Here is a 19,325-nt window from a genome sequence, read left to right as displayed (position 1 = left end):
ATTTGTCATTACTTGGGTGGTGGGCGCGACGGGCCCGGACCAGCCCGGGCGCTTACCGGTGTCCGAGGGGCGGGGACGTACACTCCGCCAGATGAGCAGCAGTGTCACCCGCGCGGCCGGGAACGAGCCCTCGCAGCCCGCCGACGGAGCCCCGGCCGAGGTCGCGCCGCCCCACGCCACGGCCCCCGGCGACGCCGCCGCGGCCCCCGCCCCCGCGCGGCGAAAGGGAGCCCGGCTGGTGCGCTCCCTGCTCGCCGTCCTCTCCGGCGTGCTGCTCTACCTCAGCTTCCCGCCCCGCCCCCTGTGGTGGCTGGCCCCCTTCGGCATCGCCCTGCTCGCCAGCTGCCTCCACGGCCGCCGCGCCAGGGCCGGATTCGGCCTCGGTTTCCTCGCGGGTCTCGGCTTCCTGCTGCCGCTCCTCGTCTGGACCGGGGAGGAGGTCGGCCCGGTGCCGTGGCTGGCACTGGTCAGCCTCGAAGCCCTTTTGATCGGCCTCACCGGCCTCGGCATCGCCCTCGTCAGCCGGCTCCCGGCCTGGCCGCTGTTCGCCGCCGCCGTCTGGGTCGCGGGCGAGGCCCTGCGCGCCCGGGCACCCTTCGGCGGGTTCCCCTGGGGCAAGCTCGCCTTCGGGCAGGCCGACGGCGTCTTCACCCCGCTCGCCGCCCTCGGCGGCACCCCGTTGCTCTCCTTCGGCGTCGCCCTCTGCGGATTCGGCCTCTACGAAGCCGTGCGCATCGCCCGCCGGCACCCCGGCCGCACCACCGCCGCGCTGACCGCGCTGACCATCGCCGCGCCGATCGGCGCCGGACTCGCCGCCCGCCCGCTCGTCTCCGACGCGGCCGAGGACGGCACCGTGGTGGCCGCCGTCATCCAGGGCAACGTGCCGCGCCTCGGCCTCGACTTCAACTCCCAGCGCCGCGCCGTCCTCGACAACCACGCCAAGCGCACCATCCAGCTCGCCGAGGACGTCAAGGCCGGCCGCGCCCCGAAGCCCGACTTCGTCGTCTGGCCGGAGAACTCCTCCGACCTCGACCCGTACGCCGAACCCGACGCCCGCGCCGTCATCGACGAGGCGGTCAAGGCCATCGGCGTGCCCGTGGCGATCGGGGCCGTCGTGTCCCCGGAGACGGGTCCGCTGCGCAACACGATGATCCTCTGGGACCCGGGCGCGGGCCCCACCGCGACCTACGACAAGCGCAAGATCCAGCCCTTCGGCGAGCGCATCCCGATGCGCTCCTTCGTCCGGCTCTTCAGCGCCGACGTGGACCGGGTGCGCCGGGACTTCGGCCCCGGCAAGGACCCCGGCGTCTTCGACATGGCCGGCAGCGGTGTGGGCATGGTCACCTGCTTCGAGGCCGCCTTCGACGACGCCGTCCGCTCCACCGTCCGGGACGGTGCCCAGGTGATCGCCGTGCCGAGCAACAACGCCACGTTCGGCCGGACCCAGATGACCTACCAGCAGCTGGCCATGGACCGGATCCGCGCCGTCGAGCACAGCCGGACCGTCCTCGTCCCCGTCACCAGTGGGGTCAGCGCGGTCATCCGCCCCGACGGCAGGATCACGGCGCAGACCAGGATGTTCACCGCGGACGCCCTGGTCGCCGAGATCCCGCTGCGCTCCACCCGTACCCCGGCCACCGTCGTCGGACCGCTGCCCGAGTACGCGCTGCTCCTCCTCGCCGCCGGCGGCTTCGGCCTGCTCCTGACCCGGCGGATCCGCGCGCGCCGGGCGGAGTGAGACCGGGGCCGGCGCCCCGGCCTCGTAGGGTCGGGGGATGACCACACCCGATTTCATCCGCGCCATCCGAGCCACCGCCGGGCACCAGCTGCTCCTGCTCCCCGGGGTCACGGCCATCGTCCTCGACGACCTGGGCCGGGTGCTGCTCGGCCGGCGCTCCGACACCGGCCGGTGGTCCGTGGTCGGCGGGATCGCCGAACCGGGGGAGCAGCCCGCCGAGACCGCCGTGCGCGAGGTGTACGAGGAGACGGCGGTGCGCTGCGTCCCCGAGCGGGTGGTGCTCGTCCAGATGCTGGAGCCGATCACCTACCCCAACGGCGACATCTGCCAGTTCCAGGACATCACCTTCCGCTGCCGCGCGATCGGCGGCGAGGCGCGGGCCAACGACCACGAGTCCCTCGAAGTGGCCTGGTTCGAGGTGGACGCGCTGCCGCCGCTGGAGCCCTTCGCCCTGGACCGGATCCACCGGGCCCTGCGCGACGAGCCCACCTGGTTCGCGGCGCCCGCGGGGATCCCGGAATAGGACGCGTCCGGCAAACCGGTCGGGTGTGGTCCGGCTCACCCGGGGGCGACCGGGAACGCGCTGTAAGGTTCCGCAGATCCGACGGCGGTCATCGGACAGTCGTACGTTCACAAGGGGTGGTCGAGGGATGGGCGCGGGCAGTTCAGCCGGAGGGCCGCTACCGAGCGACGGCACGCGTGCCGGTGCCGCACACGACGGCCGCACGCGCAAGGGAGCCGCCGGTGGACGCCTGGCCGTCCTTGACGGCGTCCGGGTCCTCGCCGCGCTCTCCGTCCTCTTCTACCACTACGTGGTCCTCGACAGCGCCTGGGGCGAACCGACCGAGGGCGTCTTCCCGGCCGCCCACGGGTTCGCCGTCTACGGCTGGCTCGGCGTCGAGATCTTCTTCCTGGTCAGCGGGTTCGTCATCTGCATGAGCACCTGGGGCCGGACCGTGGGCGACTTCGCGGTGTCCCGGATATCGAGGCTGTTCCCCGCCTACTGGACGGCCGTGGCCTTCACCTCCCTCGTGCTGTTCAACTGGCCCGAGGTGCGGAGGATCAAGGGCGGCGACGCGGTGGTGAACCTGTCGATGCTGCAGGCCGGCATCGGGGTCCCGCACATCGACGACGTGTACTGGACCCTCTTCGTCGAGCTCAAGTTCTACGTCCTGTTCGCCGTCGTCGTCATGCGCGGCGTGACCTACCGCAACTGCGTCCTCTTCTGCGGGGTCTGGACCCTCGCCGGCGTGGTGGCCCCCGCCGTCGACAGCGGCGTGCTGTCCTTCTTCGCGGCGTCGTCCGCCTCCCCGTACTTCATCGCCGGCATCGCCTTCCACCTGATGCGGCGCTTCCGGCCGAACGCAGTCCTGTGGGCCGTCGTCGGCCTCCAGTTCCTCCTCGCGCAGCACCACGTGCACGACCGCATGACCGCCAGCCTCGGCCCCGGCGTCACCCAGCAGACGCCCGCCTGGCCCGCCCACGTGATCATCCTGCTCGGCTTCACCCTGATGGCGGCGATAGCCCTCGGCGCCCTCGACGGCATCCGGTGGCGCTGGCTCCCGCACGCCGGGGCGATCACGTACCCGCTCTACCTGATCCACATGCTGGCCGGGCTGACCTTGATCCACCACTTCCGCCACGAGGTGGCGCCCGTACCCCTGGCCATCGGCGTCACCACCCTCATGGTGCTGCTCGCCTGGCTCATCCACCGGTTCGTCGAACGCCCGCTGGGCCGCTTCCTGCGCGACCGGCTGCGGCGCGGCATCCAGGACATCCGCTCGGGCACCCCGGCCCCGCCCCCGCTCCGACGGCTGCCCGCACAGCCCACCGCGCCCGAGGCGGAACGCATCCCGGCCGTCCGCTAGGCCCGGCCGGCCTAGCCGGCGTCGGCCGCCTCCCGGTACAGCTCCACCGCCTGGTCGCCCATCACCGCGCTGTACGAGATCTCCGGCACGCTCCCGCCGCCCTCGTGGCCGCCGAGCACCCCGGCCAGCGCGCCGTCCACCAGCCAGGGGCTGCCGCTGGTGCCGCCGCTGAGGTCCGGGCAGCCGATCCGCCGCTGGGTGTCGGAGAACAGGTCGGTGGTGTTGGCGCAGCGCAGCGGGGCCTCCAGGGTCCGCGGGTACCCGATGACCGTCACCGCGGCGTCGTCCGGCTGCTCGGCGGCCACCGGGAAGCCGCCCACGAGGTCCTCGACGGACCCGCCCTGCGCGCCGTCCACCGGGGCCACCGTCGCGAAGGCGATGTCGTCGTCCGGGTCCTGGCCCTCGGTCCAGCCCGGGGCCAGGTACACGCCGGTGAGCTTCCAGAGGCCGTACGGGGCCTCGCCGTCCCGGTAGCCCGGCGCGAAGACGGTGGTGTACGGGCTCTCCAGGCAGTGCGCGGCCGTGGCGATCACATCGCGGTCGTCGCTGCGCACCACGGCGGCGGTACAGAAGTGCCCGCCGTCGAGCCCGTCCGCGAAGAGCGCGCCCACCCGGTCCGCCGTCGCGTCCGCCAGTGCCCACGCGGTGATCCCGAGCGGCGGTCCGGCCGCGGCGTCGGGCAGGTCCACGCCGAGCAGCGCCGCCATCGCGGTCAGCGCGAGCAGGATCCGTGACGCCCGCCGCGCACGGATGCGCCGGGCCGGCCGGGGGAGCATGCGGTGGATCATGTTTCCACCCTGCCCGCCGAACCTATGTCCGGAGCCCGGTGTTCCGTATGAATCCCCTGTGAATCCGGTGGACCCGGTGTGAAACCCGGACCGGCGGGCCGGCGGGCCCGCGGACCGACGGCTCGGCGCACCGGCGGCCCCGCGAGGCTAACCGCGTCGCTCGTACACCGTCACCCGGCGGCCCCGCACCTGCCGGTCCTCCACCACCGCGAAGTGCTCCCGCAGGACCGCGGCCTTCGCCTTGTCGCGCTCCGCCGACGGGGCCTTCGCGACCTTCGCCGAGTCCGTCACCAGCAGCACCCGCCGCTGCCCGAGCAGCGAAGCCCGGATCCGATCCGGTTCCGCCTCCTCGCCCTTGAGCGTCGCCGAGCCGACCGGGGTGCGGGCCAGCGCCAGATCGGTCAGGCCCGTGAAGGCGCCGGGGGAGACCAGCGCGGTGTCCCGCCGTGCGGCCGGCACGAACAGCACCGCGTCCCCGTCCCGCTTCAGCCGGTCCACCTCGCCAGCCACCGCCAGGACGTCGTCGACGCGGCTGGCCGGGGTCCGCTTGCCCAGCTCCACCGGCAGCAGAGCCACCACCGTCACCCCGACCACACCCGGCACGAGCAGCCCCGCCGCCCGCGGGAACCGGGGCGCGCACGCCCGTACGGCCGCGCCCAGCGCGGCGCCGATCAGCAGCGCCAGGCCCACCATCGAGAACAGCACGTACCGGTCCAGGAACAGCGGCTGGACCAGCGACAGACCGATCAGCCCGAGCTGCGGCACCGCCAGCAGCGGCAGACCCACCGCCGCCGCCGAGAGGCTCTTGCGGTCGGGCCGGTCCGCCCACGCGCCGAGCCCGCCGACGGCGAGGAGGATCCCCGGGCCGATCAGCATGTGCCAGGTCAAGGGCGGTATCCACGACACCTGGTCCGACTGGCCCCGGCTGAACAGGATCAGGGGGAGCGCCCCCGCCACCGCGGCGAAGCCGTACGCCGCCCAGCGCAGCAGGACCCCGCGCCCGGCCCGCACCCACCACAGGGTCGCCGCGTGCGCCGGCAGGATCAGCAGCGACAGCCAGTTCAGCAGGGCGCACACCAGCACCGTGACCCCGTACGCCGTCCAGCGCGGCCAGACCCGCCGCCCGGGCCCGCCCTCCACGAGCGAGACCAGCAACAGGGTCGACAGTCCGGCCCCGGCCGCGACCAGCGCGTACGGCCGGCCCTCCTGAAGGTAGAACTGGACGGCCGGCAGCAGCCCGAGGGCCAGTCCGCCGCCGAGCCCCGCCCAGAATCCCGCCAGCCGGCTCCCGGTCAGCGCCACGCACGCCGCGGCGGCGGCGACCGCCAGCACGGACGGCAGCCGCAGGGTGGTCGTACTCGCGCCGAAGACCTCGAAGAGCCCGTGCATCAGCAGGTAGTAGAGCCCGTGCACGGCGTCGACGTTCCCCAGCATGCGCCATATCTCGCCGGCCGGCCGCCCCGCCACCTGCCAGGTCGCCGCCTCGTCCCGCCACACGCTGTCCTGCCGGGAGAGCCCCCACAGACCGAACGCCAGGGTCCACAGGAACGGAACGAGCCGGAGGAGGAGCCCGCGTCGGGCCGCGGATATGTGGCAAAGCATGAAGGCGCTGGGATCCTCGGTCTGGCGTTCGGGCGGAAGCCACCAGTCTATGGACGACACGGACGGTTTCCGGACCGCCTGTTGTGCACGACGGAGCGTGATCGTCCGGTACTGCCGCCCCTAGCCTCGCCGCAGGAGCACGAACGAGGGGCGGTACCCGGTGCAATGGCTCATCCACGACTACCGCGAGAGCGATCTCGCAGCGGTGGTCCACCTGATCGACACCACGGCCGAACTCGGCCAGGAGTCCGTCTTCTCGCTCGCCGAGTGCATCAGCGCGCTGACCGACCGCCAGCCCTGCGTGGTCGCCGTCCACCAGGGCGTCCCGATCGGCGCGGCACTGGCCTGCGTCACCGGGGAGCGGGCCTGGGTCATGCGCATCGCGATCGCCGCCGGCTGGCGCGGCCGCGGCCTCGCCAGCGCCCTGCTCGTCGAGCTGGAGCGCCGGCTCATCGCCGCGCGCGTCGGCCGTATCGCCTACGTCCTGCCCGAGGAGGACCTGCTCGGCGAGGGCCTGCTCAACGCCGGCTACACCCGGCAGCCCGCCGTCGCCTACTTCGAGAAGACCGAGCCCCTGCACGGACCGGCCGCCGGCCTCCTCGACGACCTCGGCGGCCGCTTCCTCCCCAACGACCTGTGGGTCAAGGTCGCCGGCATGGAGAAGGAGAAGGACCTCATCGAGCGGCGCGTGGTGCTGCCGCTCGCCGAGCCCGAGCGGGCCGCCTCGCACGGGGTGCGGCCGCCGCGCGCGATCACCCTCTTCGGCCCGCCCGGCACCGGCAAGACCACCTTCGCCCGGGCCATCGCCTCCCGGCTCGGCTGGCCCTTCGTGGAACTGCTGCCCTCCCGCCTCGCCGACGAGGGCAACCTGGCCGCAGCACTGCGCGACGCCTTCGCCCGGATCGCCGAGCTGGAGCGCGTACTCGTCTTCATCGACGAGGTGGAGGAGATCGCACCGGTGCGCACCGAGCCCGCGCAGCCCGGCGGGATCCACGGCGTGACGAACGAGCTGCTCAAGCTCATACCGGGCTTCCGGGAGGGCGGCGAACGGCTGCTGGTGTGCGCCACCAACTCCATCCGCTCCCTCGACCCGGCCTTCTTGCGGCCCGGGCGCTTCGACTACCTGATCCCGATCGGCACCCCGGACGCCGGTGCGCGCGCCGCGATCTGGTCCCGCTACACGGCGGGGCGCGCGGACGTCGACGTGGCGGCCCTGGTGGCGGCGACCGAGCTGTTCACGCCGGCCGACGTCGAGCACGCGGCCCGGATCGCGGCGCAGGTGTCCTTCGAACGGGACCTGGAGGCCGTGGGCGCGCGGGGCGCGGCCGCCGCGCAGCTGGGCGCGACCACGGAGGACTACCTGGCGGCGGTCCGGCAGTGCCGGCCGACGGTGACCCCGGCGATGACGGGCGAGTTCGAGGCGGACATCACGGCCCACGCCCGGTTCTGACCTCCGCCACGCCCCCACGGACTTCCGTCCCCCGGTTGCGGCGGGGGAGGGAACGCGGAACGGCCCGCGGCCACTCCCCAAAGCGGCCGCGGGCCTCCCGCGCGGACTTGGCATCCGCGCGGGACGGCCACGTTCCGGTTTGGGGTGTCGCCGGCTGGGCCGGCTGGAACGTGACACGCAGCGGTGCCTGAGGGCATCCCCGAACCCTCGTCAACGTCTTCCAGTGAACCAACGCGCGCGCGGCGCCCGCGCCTCGGCCGGACGGCCACCTTCCCCTCGGCCGAGCGGCCGAGCGGCCGAACCGCCGGTTCCACTGCCGTCGGGCCACGGGCTTCGCCGTCCTCACGACCCTTCCGGGGCAGGCTGCCCGCTACCGGGAGCAGTGGTACGTGAAGTCCACCGCGGCCGTGCGCTGTTCCGGGGACAGCAGCCGCAGTTCGGCCCGAGCGGGGTAGTCGCCCGTGCCCTGGAAAGTCCACAGCAGGTGCAGCCGGGCCTCGCGCTGTCCGCGCGGCACCCGCTCCATCAGCTCCTCCGACTGCGTGCCGTCGCTGCGGATCCAGCGGTAGGCGAGGGTGCCCGGGCGCCCGTTGGTCCCGACGACGGCGACCACGTCGGCCGTCGCGTCACAGGGCGGTCCCTGGGGTTGGGTGCTCACGGCCACGGCCCGGACCTCGATGCCGGGCCCGAACCGCTGCCACCCCAGGTACGCGAGGACGGCGGCCAGCACCACCGCGGCGAGGGCGTACCGCCGCAGGCCGACGATGCGGCGGCGCCGGGGCGCGGCAACGGAGGCCACCACCACGGGGAACGGCGCGGGCATGGCCGCGGTCACCCCGGGCCCGAACCGGAGCACGGATCCCTCGACCCGGTCGGGGGCCACCTCCGGGGCCACCGGGGGACCGGAGAACCAGTGGCTCCCGAGGACGGTGGCGCTGTAGTCGTCGCCCTCGGGGGCGCGTGGATCGGTCATCGGGGCACGTCCTGGCAGCGCAGAAGGTACTGGGAGGCCGATGCGGACTTGTTCCCGGCGGCCGGCTTCGTGGTCACCCGGACGCCTCCGTAGCAGCCGCGGTCACGGGTGAAGGTGTGGGACTTGACCACGGTGACCGGCGAGCCGGCCTGGACCGTGAACGACTCCGTGCCGTCGGCGACGGAGTAGGAGCCCTGCGCACCGCCCAGGAACCACTCCAGCACCACGGTGACCGGCCCGGTGCCCTGGGCGGCGACCGAGACGGTCGCATCGCCCCGGTACACGCCGGTCTTCAGCGACACGTCGACCTTCGTGACCACCAGGGTCGGCGTCGGCGTCGGTGTGGGCGACCAGCTCACCGTCGGCTTCGGGGTGGGGCTCGGCGAGTACGACGGCGACGCGGACGGCGATGCGGACGCGGACGTGGACGGCGAAGGGCTCGGCGAGGCCGACGCGCTGGGACTCGGCGAAGCGGAAGCGGACGGGGAGGACGTCGCGTTCGGGGTCGGGGACGCCGATCCGGGCGGGGCCGCACTCGTCGTGGCGAAGGCACTCACCGCGGAGGCCCCGCCGGGGGACGCGCCGATCGCGTCCGTGGTCAGCACCACCACCGCGCCCAGGACGAGCGCCACCCCCGCCGCGAGCCAGCCGCTGCGGCCGGGCACCCAGCCCGAGCCACTGCCCAGGGTGGTGGTGGCCACCGCCGTGGTGCCCGCCGCCGGGGCGCCCGCCGAGGGGAACAGCAGCGGCAGCAGCGCGGCCAGCGCCGCCAGCTTGCGCTGCCCGCGCTCCTCCCACTCGGGGCCGTACGCGGCCAGGGCCACGCCCTCCAGCTCCGCCACGAACCCCTCGGCGTTCTCCGGGCGCTGCTCGGGCTGCTTGGCGAGACCGCGCCGGATCAGCGGTCGTACGGGCTCCGGGGCCTCGGTCTCCGGGACCGGCGCCTCTATGTGCTGGACGGCGAGCTCCGCGAAGTTCTCCCCGTCGTACGGCTTGCGGCCGGTGAGGCACTCGAAGAAGGTCGCCGTCGCCGCGTACACGTCGGCCGCGGGCGAGGCCGGCCGGCCCTGCCACTGTTCGGGGGCCATGTAGGCGGGGGTTCCGGCCACACCGGGCGTGGTGCCGCGGTTCGCCGCGATCCCGAAGTCCACCAGTTTCGAGGTGCCGTCGGCCGCGACCAGCACGTTCTCCGGCTTGTAGTCCCGGTGGACGACACCGGCCCGGTGCGCCGCCGCGAGCCCGAGCAGCGATCCCTTGAGGACCACCAGCGCGGCCTCGGCGTCCGCCTGCCCGGACTGCCTGAGCAGCGCGCGCAGCGAGATGCCGTCGACGAGCTCCATCACGATGGCCGCGCCGCCGGGCGCTTCCACGTACTCGTACAGCCGCACCACGTACGGGGTCCCGAGCCCGCCCAGGAGGCGGGCCTCGGCCCGGAACTCCCCGACGAACGCGGGGTCCTCGCGCAGCCGGTCGCTGAGGTACTTCACGGCGACCGCCGTGCCCGTGGCGTCGTGGACGGCGAGCACCACGCGGCCGCTGCCGCCCGCGCCGAGTTCCCGGACCTCCGTGTAACCGGGGACCGACCATGCCGCCCGTGTGTCCTTCATCGTTCCCGCCCCCTGTCCGGCTGTCCGCCGTGCCGTGCCGCACCGTGTCCCCGTGGCCGCTCGGTGAGCGGCCACCCCCTGGGACACGCTTTACGGCACGGCCGGTTCCCCACCGTGCGGGGTGTCTCAAATGCAGCTCTCAGGCCGCGGCCGCCATCGCGCCGATCATGTCGTGCAACCGGTCGGCGGCCGCCCGCCCGAAGGCCGGGTCGTTGATGTGCGTGTCGTAGTCGTAGAGCCGGGCGGCGCTGCCCCGCAAGCCTTCGCGCAGCGCCGTGAACAGAGCCCGGTCCGCGCCGGGGTCATGGTACGGGCCGCCCGGCGATCCGAGCGTGGACAGTCCGCGGAGCGGGACGCAGACCGCCGTGGGGCCGGCCGCGGCGCGGAGTTTGGCGGCGACGCGGCGGCCGAGTTCCGTGCATTCCTCCTGGTTCGTACGGATCACCGTGATGGACGGGTTGTGGACGTGGACGCCCCGGTCCAGGACCCGCCGGGGCAGGCTCTCCAGCGGGCCGAACTTCACCATGTCCAGCGCCCCCAGGCTCACCACCTGGGGGATCCCGGCGCGCCCGGCCGCGCTGAGCCGGTCCGGGCCCGCGGTGAGGATGCCCCCGCACAGGTCGTCGGCGAGCTCGCTGAGGGTGAGGTCGAGGACGCCCGCGAAGATCCCCTGGCCGGCCATGGTCTCCAGGGTGCGGCCGCCGGTGCCGCTGACGTGGAAGACGAGCACCTCGTAGCCGAGGTCCGTCAGCCGCTCGCGCGCCGCGTCCACACCCGCCGTGGTCACGCCCGCCATGCTCGCCGCGATCAGCGGGCGGGCGCCCGCTCCCAGCCGGGGCGGGCGGCGCTCCAGGGAGGCGCGGGCGTAGGCCCTCGCCATTCCGGCGACCGCCTCGACGGCGTTCGCCAGGACCGGTCCGGAGACGCTGTTGATCCCCGCGATGTCCACCACGCTGTACATCATCGTGATGTCCGAGGAGCCCACGTACGGGCTGACGTCCCCGGACGCCATGGAGGAGACCATCAGTTTCGGTACGCCCAGCGGCAGGGCACGCATCGCCCGGGCGGCGATGGAGGTGCCGCCGCTGCCGCCGATCGCGAGCACCCCGTGCAGCCTGCCCTCGGCGTGCAGGCGCAAGAGCGTCGCCTCCGCGCCGCGGGCCATCGTGGTCACGGCCGAGCCCCGGTCGGCGGCCGCGCGCAGTTCCGACAGTTCCGTTCCCGCTGCCCGGGCGACCGCGTCACGCGGCACGTCGGCGGGCACCCGGGGTTCGCCCATGATTCCTGTATCGACCAGTACCACTTCGACGCCGGCGCGCAGCAGCCTCTCGCGCAGCCAGCCGTACTCCACACCCTTGGTGTCCAGGGTTCCCACCAGCACGACGTTCGTCATATGTGCAATGTCCCCGCAGGTGGGGGTGTTGGCAAGCGCAGGTACGAGTCAGCTCTCAAGGCCCCCCAGGAGCCCCAACAGCCGCTCCAGGAAAGGAACCTGAGACTTAATCAGCATTTTTTCAGCCAGTGGCGGAGCAAACCACGACACCCGGTCCAGCTCCGGGAACTCCTGTACGTTCCCGGAGTGCGGGGGCCACTCCATCGTGAAGGTCCCGGGCACCATCAGCTCCGGGTCGAGGTCCGCCTCCACCGCCCAGATGGACACCAGCTTCCCGCTGGTCAGCCGTACCTCGCCCAGGGGCAGGTACTCGCCCTCCGGCGGGGGCAGCCCGATCTCCTCGGTGAACTCCCGGCGGGCCGCGTTCCGCGGTGTCTCCTCCGGTCCGTACTCGCCCTTCGGGATGGCCCAGCCCCCGGCCTCCCGTCCGGCCCAGAGCGGGCCGCCCATGTGCCCGAGCAGGACCTCGACCCCGGCCCCCTCCTCTTCCGGCCGTCCGCCGGTCCGCCGGAACAGGAGCAGTCCGGCACTGCGCTTGTGCGTCATGGGACCATCCATGCCCCGTGCGGGCGTGGATCAGTGCTCCGGGGCCAAGCGGCACGTGGTGAGGGGCGCGTGGGCGGGGGCGCGGGGGTGGGAGCACGGGGGTGGGGGCGTGCGGTCAGCGGGCGGGTGGTCAGTGGGCGTGCGGTCAGTGGGCGTGCGGGCCCTGCCGGTGGACCGGCCCGTGCGCGTCCGCGCAGTGGGGTCCGGACGGGCCCTCGCCCGCGCGGCCGACCGTGAGGAGGGAATCCTGCGCGTGGTCCACCTGGAGGGTGGTGTGCGTGATCCCGTACTCCTTGGCCAGCAGCCCCTCCAGGTCGCGTCGCACGGCGTGGCAGTCGCCCGCCGGCTCCACCAGCACGTGCGCGGAGAGCGCCGCCTGGCCGGAGGTGATGGTCCAGATGTGCAGGTCGTGCACCTCGGTGACGGGCGGGTGCCCGACGAGCCGGTCGCCGACCGCGTCCGGGTCCACATGGGCCGGGGCGGCCTCCAGGAAGATCCGGCCGGACTCGCGGACCAGCCCGTAGCCCGCCTTGACCATCAGCACCACCACCACGAGGGTCGCGATCGCGTCCGCCTGCCGGAAGCCGGTGGTCAGCACGATCAGACCGGCGACGGCCGTCCCGATGAAGGCGAAGAGGTCGTTCAGGATGTGCTGGTAGGCACCCTCGACGGCCAGCGAGGACCGGTTCGCCCGGGAGATGCACCAGGCCGCCGCCACGTTGACGACGATGCCCGCGAGCGCCGTCACCAGGACCAGCCCGCCCTCCACCGGCGGCGGATCCATCAGCCGGCGCACCGCCTCGTACGCCAGCCAGACCGCCAGCAGGAGCAGCGTCAGGCCGTTGGCCTGCGCGGAGAGTATCTCCGCGCGCTTGAGGCCGTACGTGAATCCGCCGCGGGCCGGGCGGGCCGCCAGCCGCATCGCGATCAGCGCGAGGACGATCGAGACGGCGTCCGTCAGCATGTGCGCCGCGTCGGAGATCAGGGCCAGGGAGTTGGCCATGATGCCGATGCCCACCTCGAGGGCCATGAACGTACCGATCAGACCCAGCGCCATCGCCAGCCAGCGGCGGTCGGCGTCGGCGGACACACCGTGGCTGTGTCCCGCGTGTCCGTGTCCGTGCCCGGGCCCGTGGTCGTCGTGCGCGTGGTCGTGCCCACTCATGGCGTCCCCCGTCTCATCGCGGCACCCGTGTGTTCGGTTCCGTCGCGTGAAGTGAAGCGCACCCCGGCGAGATGGGCAAAGGCTGCAACGGGGACCGTTGTCATTACCCATAAGAGGCCTCTGACCTGCGGCGATGCCGGACCGCTGCCGGGTGGGCGGGTTCATGGGAAAATCTCCTCATGGTCCAGCGCCCCGGTGTGCCGACCGCACCCGAGCTCGTCCTGGTGACCGACACGGGCTCCGTCGCGATGAGCCCGGGCCGGACGTACCACGTCGGCAGGGACCCGCTCTGCGAGGTCTGCCTGGAGGACGTCAGGGTCTCCTGGCGCCACGCGGTCCTGCGCCCGGAGGGCGACCACTGGACGGTGGAGGACGAGCACAGCACCAACGGCACCTGGGCCGACGGCCGGCGCGTCCACGAATGGAGCGTCGGCGCCGGCAGTCAGCTACGGTTCGGCGACGCGGAGGACGGCCCGCGCGCCGTCCTCGTCGGTCCCCCGCCGCCCCCGCCGGCTGCCGCCGCGCCCTCCGCGGCGCCGGACGCCGCGTACGCCGGCCGGCCGTCCCGGGTCTCGTCGCTGTCCCGTACGTTCCAGCGGCCGACGACCGTGCGCCCGCTGCTCGCCCGCACCGCCGTGCGCATCGGCCGCGACCCCGGGAACGACCTCGTCATCGACGACCTCACCGTCTCCCGCCGGCACGCCGAACTCCGCGCCCTCGCCGACGGCGGCTACGAGATCGCCGACCTCGGCAGCCACAACGGCACCTACCTCAACGGCACCCGCCTCGACCGCCGGGCCGCCCCCCTGCGCCAGGGCGACATCGTCGGCATCGGCCACTCGGCCTTCTGCCTCGTAGGCGACCAGCTCGAGGAGTACGTGGACACGGGCGAGGTCTCGCTCGACGTCCAGAACCTCACCGTCGCCGTCGACAAGGGCCGCAAGATCCTCCTCGACCGGGTCTCCTTCCCCGTCGGAGCCAAGTGCCTGCTGGCCGTCGTCGGCCCCAGCGGCGCCGGCAAGTCCACCCTGCTCGGCGCGCTCACCGGACTGCGCCCCGCCGACCAGGGCACCGTCCTCTACGACGGACGCGACCTCTACCGCGACTACGCCGAACTGCGCCGCCGCATCGGCCTCGTCCCCCAGGACGACATCCTGCACTCGCAGCTCACCGTGCGGCGCGCCCTCGGCTACGCCGCCGAACTGCGCTTCCCGCAGGACACCGCCAAGGCCGAACGCCAGGCCCGCGTGGAGGAGGTGATCGGCGAACTCGGCCTCCAGCAGCGTGCCGACCAGACCATCCACAGCCTCTCCGGCGGCCAGCGCAAACGCGTGTCCGTCGCCCTGGAGCTGCTCACCAAGCCCTCCCTGCTCTTCCTGGACGAGCCCACCTCCGGCCTCGACCCCGGCATGGACCGCTCGGTGATGCACATGCTGCGCGGCCTCGCGGACGACGGCCGCACGGTCATCGTCGTCACCCACAGCGTGCTCAACCTCGACGTGTGCGACCGCCTCCTGATCCTCGCGCCCGGCGGACGCACCGCCTACTACGGCCCCCCGGAGAAGGCCCTCGGATTCTTCGGCTACGAGCAGTGGCCCGAGGCTTACGAGGCGTTCGAGAACGACCAGAACCGCGACTGGGCCGGGCAGTACCGGGCCTCCCCGCTGCAGAGCCGCTACGTCGACGTCTCCGCCGGAAGGCCACCGTCACCTCCCGCGGGGGAGGCGGCACGCACTTCCGGCGCCGTGCCGCAGCCGCCGCCCAAGGCCCAGAGCTGGGGCTCCCAGCTCTCCACCCTGATCCGCCGGTACGCCGCCGTGCTCAGCGCCGACCGCACCTTCCTGGCCATCATGATCGGGCTGCCGTTCGTCATGGGCTGCCTGGCCCGTGCCCTGGCCGGCAGCGCCCTCACGGCCGAGACGGGCCTGAACGCGCTGTTCATCCTGGTCCTGGGCGGAGTCCTGACCGGCTCCGCCAACGCGGTGCGCGAACTCGTCAAGGAACGCGTCATCTACCAGCGCGAGCGCGCCGTCGGCCTGTCCCGGTCGGCCTACCTGATGTCAAAGGTGGTGGTCCTCGGCGCGCTCACCATCGCCCAGGCCGTGGTCCTCACCGTGGTCGGCCTCGCCGGGGTCGACACCAACGCCCCCGGCGGCAAGGGGATCTTCCTGCCGCCACTGGTCGAGATCGCCCTCGCCGTCGCCCTGCTGTCGTTCACCTCGATGCTGCTCGGCCTGATGATCTCCGCCCTGGTGACCAAGGAGGAGGCCACCATGCCGCTGCTGGTCCTCCTCACCATCGTCCAGTCCGCGTTCTGCGGCGCCCTGCTGAAGATCTCCGGCGTCCCCGTCCTCGAACAGCTGGCCTGGTTCGTGCCGGCCCGGTGGGCCATGGGCGCGATGGCCACCACCACCGACCTCGGCGCGACCGTGCCCCTCAAGATCACCCAGGACCCGCTGTTCGATCACAAGACGAGCCTGTGGCTCCTCGAAATCGGGATGCTGCTCGTCCTGTCCGTGCTGTTCACCGTTCTGGTGGCCCGGATGCTGCGCCGCAACGAGCCCGCGGTCATGAGGAAGTAGCCGCCCATGACCAGTCCCGGTCCGGCCGAGGACTTCCGGCCCACCCACATCGTCCCGCAGGAGGGGCTGCCCGCCTGGGACAGCCCCGACGTGTCCCGGCCCACCGTGCCGCTCGACGGCTTCCTCCCGGTACAGCTGCTGTCCCGGCGCGGTGACTGGGGCGAGGTTCTGTGCGCCAACGGCTGGTCCGCCTGGGTGGACGGCCGGCTCCTGGTGTCGGTGCCGCAGCCCCCGCCGACGGCCGACCGGCCGCTCGCCCGCACGGAGGACGCGCGGCCGCAGCTCACGCGCGCCGCCGAGGCCCTGGAGCGCTACCGGCGTGCCGTGGACGAGCTCGCCTCGGGCAGAACGGACGCCGACTCCTTCCGGCGGACCGTACGGGGGCTGCGGGCCGGGGTGGTCCTGGAAGGGGAGGCAGTGTGGGTCTACGACCCCACGGCGGGGAAGTGGCTGTACGGAGACGAGAGCCGCCTGACGACCTTCGCGGTCGTGGCGGCGCCGGGGGCCTCGCCCGGACCGGCGCAGCCGCCGTCCGCACCCGCCCCGCCGACGCCGACGCAGGCGGGAGCCGGGTCCGGCGTACCCCCCAGCCCGCCACAGGCCGAGGGGGCGGTCGGGGCCCGCCCGGAGGCCGACCCGGAGCACGACGCCACCCGGATCGTGGACACGCACGACCCCGGGGCCGACCCGGAGCACGACACCACCCGGATCGTGGACACGCACGACCCCGAGGCCGACTGAACGCGATCCGGCACGAGGGATCCCGGCACGAGGGATCCCGGCACGAAGGGATTCCGTCTCCGGTGGTCGGCGGTTCCCAGGTCGGCGGATCTCAGGTCGGCGGATCTCAGGGAGCGGCCGGGGTCGCGGAGGGTTCCGCGACGCGGCCGCGGCGGTGCAGGGGGCGGGCCAGGAGGGCGCCCAGGAAGCCCGCCACCGCACCCCCCAGGAGGGCGAGCCCGACCGTGCGCCACAGGACGGGATCCAGCAGGACCGTGCCGCCGAGCCCGTCCACCTCGCCGATGCCCAGCAGGGAGAGGCCGAACTCCGCCTGGACGCGCCCGAGCAGACACACCGTCAAGGTCGCCAGGGCCAGGGCCACGCCCAGGTGGAGCGCGTGCTGCCGGGGCCGGACGTGGGCGGGGGACCGTACGGCCGCCAGCACGCCACTGCCGAGCAGCAGGACGGCGGCCACGGCCACCAGCCACCACGCCCGGGAGTCGTGCTCCGCGAGCGAGGCCACGTCCACCGTGGACGGCTCGGAGCCGCGCAGCACCTGGTCCAGCAGCTGCGGCATCGGCAGCCCGAACGGGCCGTCCACCCGGCCCTGCCAGGCGCCGCCGAAGCCCAGGGTGAAGGCGAGCCAGGCGAGGTTCGGCAGCCCGAGCAGCATCACGGCGAAGGTCCGGCCGGCGTGGCCCTGGGTCGCGGCCACCACCAGGCCGACCCCGATGCCGAGGACGACGTAGGCGAGGAGCAGCAGCATCGTGGCGAAGGCGGCCGGGCGCAGCGCCGCGTGGAAGCGGACCAGCCGGGCCGGGAGCGGCGCGCGGCGCGAGACCAGCAGGGCGATCAGCAACAGGCCCAGGATCCACAGCAGTCCGAAGAGGAGCGTGGCGGGCAGGTCGGCCCGGAACCCCACCGTCGCGGCGGATTCGATGAGTTCACCGATCACCCCGGCGGGGGAGTCGGCGGTGGAGAGGCCGAAGGTCTGCCGGGCCAGCAGCGCGGCCCCGGTCAGGGCGAGGAGCCACAGCACCACCAACGGCAGGGCCCGGCCGATGAGTTCACGGGGCCGGGCCACCGCCCGGTTGTGCAGGGGGTGCAGGAAGCAGGAGCCGGCCGTGAGGGCGCCGGCCAGGCTCACCGACAGCGGGATCACCGACAGGCTCACGTCCGCCCCCGCCAGGAGACCGGCGTCGCCCGACACCTCCAGCGAGCCGCCGGCCGCCATCACGACGACCGCGGCGACCACACGGGGGAACGCGCCGCCCGGCAGATCGCCCGCACCCGCGCACGCCAGCCCGGCGGCGGCGACCGCGGTCATCACGGCGAACCCCGCCACAACGGCGACGAGGGCGTCGCGCCATGCTCGCGCGGAGACCCCGGACGAGGGTGATCTCGGTATTCGGCTCACCCTGCAACCGTGGCACCCTCGGCTTGCGGGCACCACCCGGATGGCGCACACAATGGTCCGCAGGGAACTCCCTCCTCCTGGGAAGAAGAGCCCGTGACAACGCAACCCTCCGGCCGGCCGCCCTCGTCAGAGCGCCCCAGCGGGCCGCCTTCAGGCCCGCTCTCGGGCGGGCAGCAAGGGCCGCCGCCGCCCCCGCCCCCGTCCGCACCGCCCGCGTCGGGCCCGCCCGGCGGGCCCGGCGGCCCTGACAAGGGGCCGTGGTGGCGATCCGTCCCCCGACTGGCCACGATGCTCGTCGCGGTGGTGGCGGTCGTCGCCCTGGCCGTCGTCCTGACCCGGCCCAGCGGCACCGACAACGCCGGCGGGGAGGTCTTCCTCCAGCCGGCCGCCGCCTCGGGTCCCGACCCGTTCACCGAGTCGGTCGCGACCACCCAGGACACGCCGCCGGAGAGCCCGACGGTGTCCCCCACGGGCGCCAGGCCCCCCGGTAGCCCCAGCGCCCGCGCGAGCTCCCCCGCGGGCACCACGACGGGCACCAGGAGCATCAGCGGTTCCGCACCGGGCGTGTACGGGGGCACGAAGGACACCGCCAGCTGCGACGTGGAGAAGCTGATCAGGTCGCTGTCCGCGGATCCGTCCAAGAACGCCGCGTTCGCCTCGGCCCAGGGCATCCAGCCGCAGTCCGTCCCCGCGTTCCTCCGCTCGCTCACCTCGGTGCAGCTGCGGATGGACACCCGGGTCACGAACCACGGCTACCAGAACGGCAAGCTCAACGCCTACCAGGCCGTGCTGCAGGCCGGGACGGCCGTGCTGGTGGACGACCGAGGGGTACCGAGGGTGCGCTGCGCCTGCGGGAACCCGCTCGGTCCGCCGGTGGCGCTCAAGGCCGAACCGAAGCGCTTCGGGCAGACGTGGCCCACGTACCAGCCGCAGAAGGTGGTGGTCATCGCGCCGGCACCGACCGTGGTCCACAAGATCGTGATTTACGACCAGCACAACCGGCGCTGGTACGAGCGTGACAAGGGCAGCCACCACGGCAGGCCCGACCGCCCGGTGCCCCCGCCGCCGATCCACACGCCGACGCTCATCCCGACGAAGCCGACGGGGACGCACACCCCTCCGACGCCGACAGGGACGCACACGTCCCCGACGCCCACGGGCACGCACACGAAGCCGACGCCTACGGACACCCACACGACGCCGACGCCGAGTGACACCCACACGACGACGCCCACGGAGACCGGGACGCCGACGACGACGCCCACGGAGACCGGGACGCCCAAGACGACGCCCACGGAGACCGAGACGCCCAAGACGACGCCCACGGAGACCCAGACGCCCAAGACGGAGACGCCGACGACACCGAAGGAGAAGGAGACTCCCACGCCGGTGACGCCGACCGAGACGCACACGCGGGCGTCGGCCGAGACGACGCCCGAGACCATCCCGGAGACGACCCCTGAGAGGACGCCCGAG

Annotated in this window: 14 protein-coding genes and 1 pseudogene; 7 read left to right on the top strand and 8 right to left on the bottom strand. The window is 73.7% G+C overall.

Annotated elements, in window-relative coordinates:
- The first annotated feature begins 91 nt into the window (after nucleotides 1-91).
- The 3 genes from lnt (at nucleotide 92) to IF88_RS0108595 (ending at nucleotide 3,606) form a co-directional block, all read left to right on the top strand.
- Entirely contained in the window at nucleotides 92-1,738 is a 1,647-nt protein-coding gene (gene lnt / locus IF88_RS0108605) for an apolipoprotein N-acyltransferase (protein ID WP_030708921.1), read from the top strand.
- A gap of 37 nt (nucleotides 1,739-1,775) precedes the next feature.
- Complete coding sequence (locus IF88_RS0108600; RefSeq protein ID WP_030708920.1) at nucleotides 1,776-2,261, top strand: NUDIX hydrolase; 486 nt, start codon at nucleotides 1,776-1,778, stop codon at nucleotides 2,259-2,261.
- 127 nt (nucleotides 2,262-2,388) lie between these two features.
- The gene (locus tag IF88_RS0108595; protein WP_078892772.1) at nucleotides 2,389-3,606 is read left to right on the top strand and encodes an acyltransferase family protein; all 1,218 of its coding nucleotides are present in this window, start codon (nucleotides 2,389-2,391) and stop codon (nucleotides 3,604-3,606) included.
- Between the two features lie 11 nt (nucleotides 3,607-3,617).
- Here IF88_RS0108595 and IF88_RS0108590 read toward each other — a convergent pair whose 3' ends face one another.
- A complete protein-coding gene (locus IF88_RS0108590) occupies nucleotides 3,618-4,394 on the bottom strand; it encodes a trypsin-like serine peptidase (RefSeq protein WP_234323460.1) in 777 nt (258 codons plus the stop codon).
- A gap of 147 nt (nucleotides 4,395-4,541) precedes the next feature.
- The gene (locus IF88_RS0108585) at nucleotides 4,542-5,996 is read right to left on the bottom strand and encodes a hypothetical protein (protein ID WP_030708917.1); all 1,455 of its coding nucleotides are present in this window, start codon (nucleotides 5,994-5,996) and stop codon (nucleotides 4,542-4,544) included.
- A 160-nt stretch (nucleotides 5,997-6,156) separates the two neighbouring features.
- On the opposite strand from IF88_RS0108585, the gene IF88_RS0108580 reads away from it, so the two are divergent.
- Nucleotides 6,157-7,446, top strand: a complete 1,290-nt coding sequence (locus IF88_RS0108580; RefSeq protein ID WP_030708916.1) for an ATP-binding protein — start codon at nucleotides 6,157-6,159, stop codon at nucleotides 7,444-7,446.
- Between the two features lie 370 nt (nucleotides 7,447-7,816).
- On the opposite strand, the gene IF88_RS0108575 is transcribed toward IF88_RS0108580, so the two are convergent.
- The 5 genes from IF88_RS0108575 to IF88_RS0108555 form a co-directional block, all read right to left on the bottom strand.
- Complete coding sequence (locus IF88_RS0108575; protein ID WP_030708915.1) at nucleotides 7,817-8,419, bottom strand: hypothetical protein; 603 nt, start codon at nucleotides 8,417-8,419, stop codon at nucleotides 7,817-7,819.
- Entirely contained in the window at nucleotides 8,416-10,026 is a 1,611-nt protein-coding gene (locus tag IF88_RS0108570; RefSeq protein ID WP_030708914.1) for a serine/threonine-protein kinase, read from the bottom strand. The genes IF88_RS0108575 and IF88_RS0108570 overlap by 4 nt, the downstream gene beginning before the upstream one ends.
- A 139-nt stretch (nucleotides 10,027-10,165) precedes the next feature.
- Complete coding sequence (locus IF88_RS0108565; RefSeq protein ID WP_030708913.1) at nucleotides 10,166-11,419, bottom strand: Tm-1-like ATP-binding domain-containing protein; 1,254 nt, start codon at nucleotides 11,417-11,419, stop codon at nucleotides 10,166-10,168.
- A 48-nt stretch (nucleotides 11,420-11,467) separates the two neighbouring features.
- A complete protein-coding gene (locus IF88_RS0108560) occupies nucleotides 11,468-11,965 on the bottom strand; it encodes an NUDIX domain-containing protein (protein WP_030708912.1) in 498 nt (165 codons plus the stop codon).
- A 145-nt stretch (nucleotides 11,966-12,110) separates the two neighbouring features.
- Nucleotides 12,111-13,130, bottom strand: coding sequence for a cation diffusion facilitator family transporter (locus tag IF88_RS0108555; protein WP_030708911.1), 1,020 nt, complete (start codon nucleotides 13,128-13,130; stop codon nucleotides 12,111-12,113).
- A 179-nt stretch (nucleotides 13,131-13,309) separates the two neighbouring features.
- Between IF88_RS0108555 and IF88_RS0108550 the strand changes: the two genes are divergently transcribed.
- Together IF88_RS0108550 and IF88_RS0108545 are read left to right on the top strand one after the other, a co-directional pair.
- Nucleotides 13,310-15,712 (top strand): FHA domain-containing protein, encoded by a 2,403-nt coding sequence (locus IF88_RS0108550; RefSeq protein ID WP_030708910.1) that lies wholly within the window; start codon nucleotides 13,310-13,312, stop codon nucleotides 15,710-15,712.
- A gap of 6 nt (nucleotides 15,713-15,718) precedes the next feature.
- Complete coding sequence (locus tag IF88_RS0108545) at nucleotides 15,719-16,453, top strand: hypothetical protein (RefSeq protein ID WP_030708909.1); 735 nt, start codon at nucleotides 15,719-15,721, stop codon at nucleotides 16,451-16,453.
- A 106-nt stretch (nucleotides 16,454-16,559) separates the two neighbouring features.
- On the opposite strand, the gene IF88_RS0108540 is transcribed toward IF88_RS0108545, so the two are convergent.
- Entirely contained in the window at nucleotides 16,560-17,849 is a 1,290-nt protein-coding gene (locus IF88_RS0108540) for a streptophobe family protein (RefSeq protein WP_030708908.1), read from the bottom strand.
- A gap of 93 nt (nucleotides 17,850-17,942) precedes the next feature.
- Between IF88_RS0108540 and IF88_RS41995 the strand changes: the two are divergent.
- A pseudogene (locus IF88_RS41995) lies at nucleotides 17,943-19,205 on the top strand (DUF6777 domain-containing protein); the annotation flags it as partial.
- Nucleotides 19,206-19,325 lie beyond the last annotated feature (120 nt).

The sequence above is a fragment of the Streptomyces sp. NRRL F-2580 genome (assembly GCF_000720115.1).
GTDB lineage: Bacteria > Actinomycetota > Actinomycetes > Streptomycetales > Streptomycetaceae > Streptomyces.
Note: the sequence above shows the minus strand (reverse complement) of the source record. Positions and strands in the feature narration are given on the sequence as shown.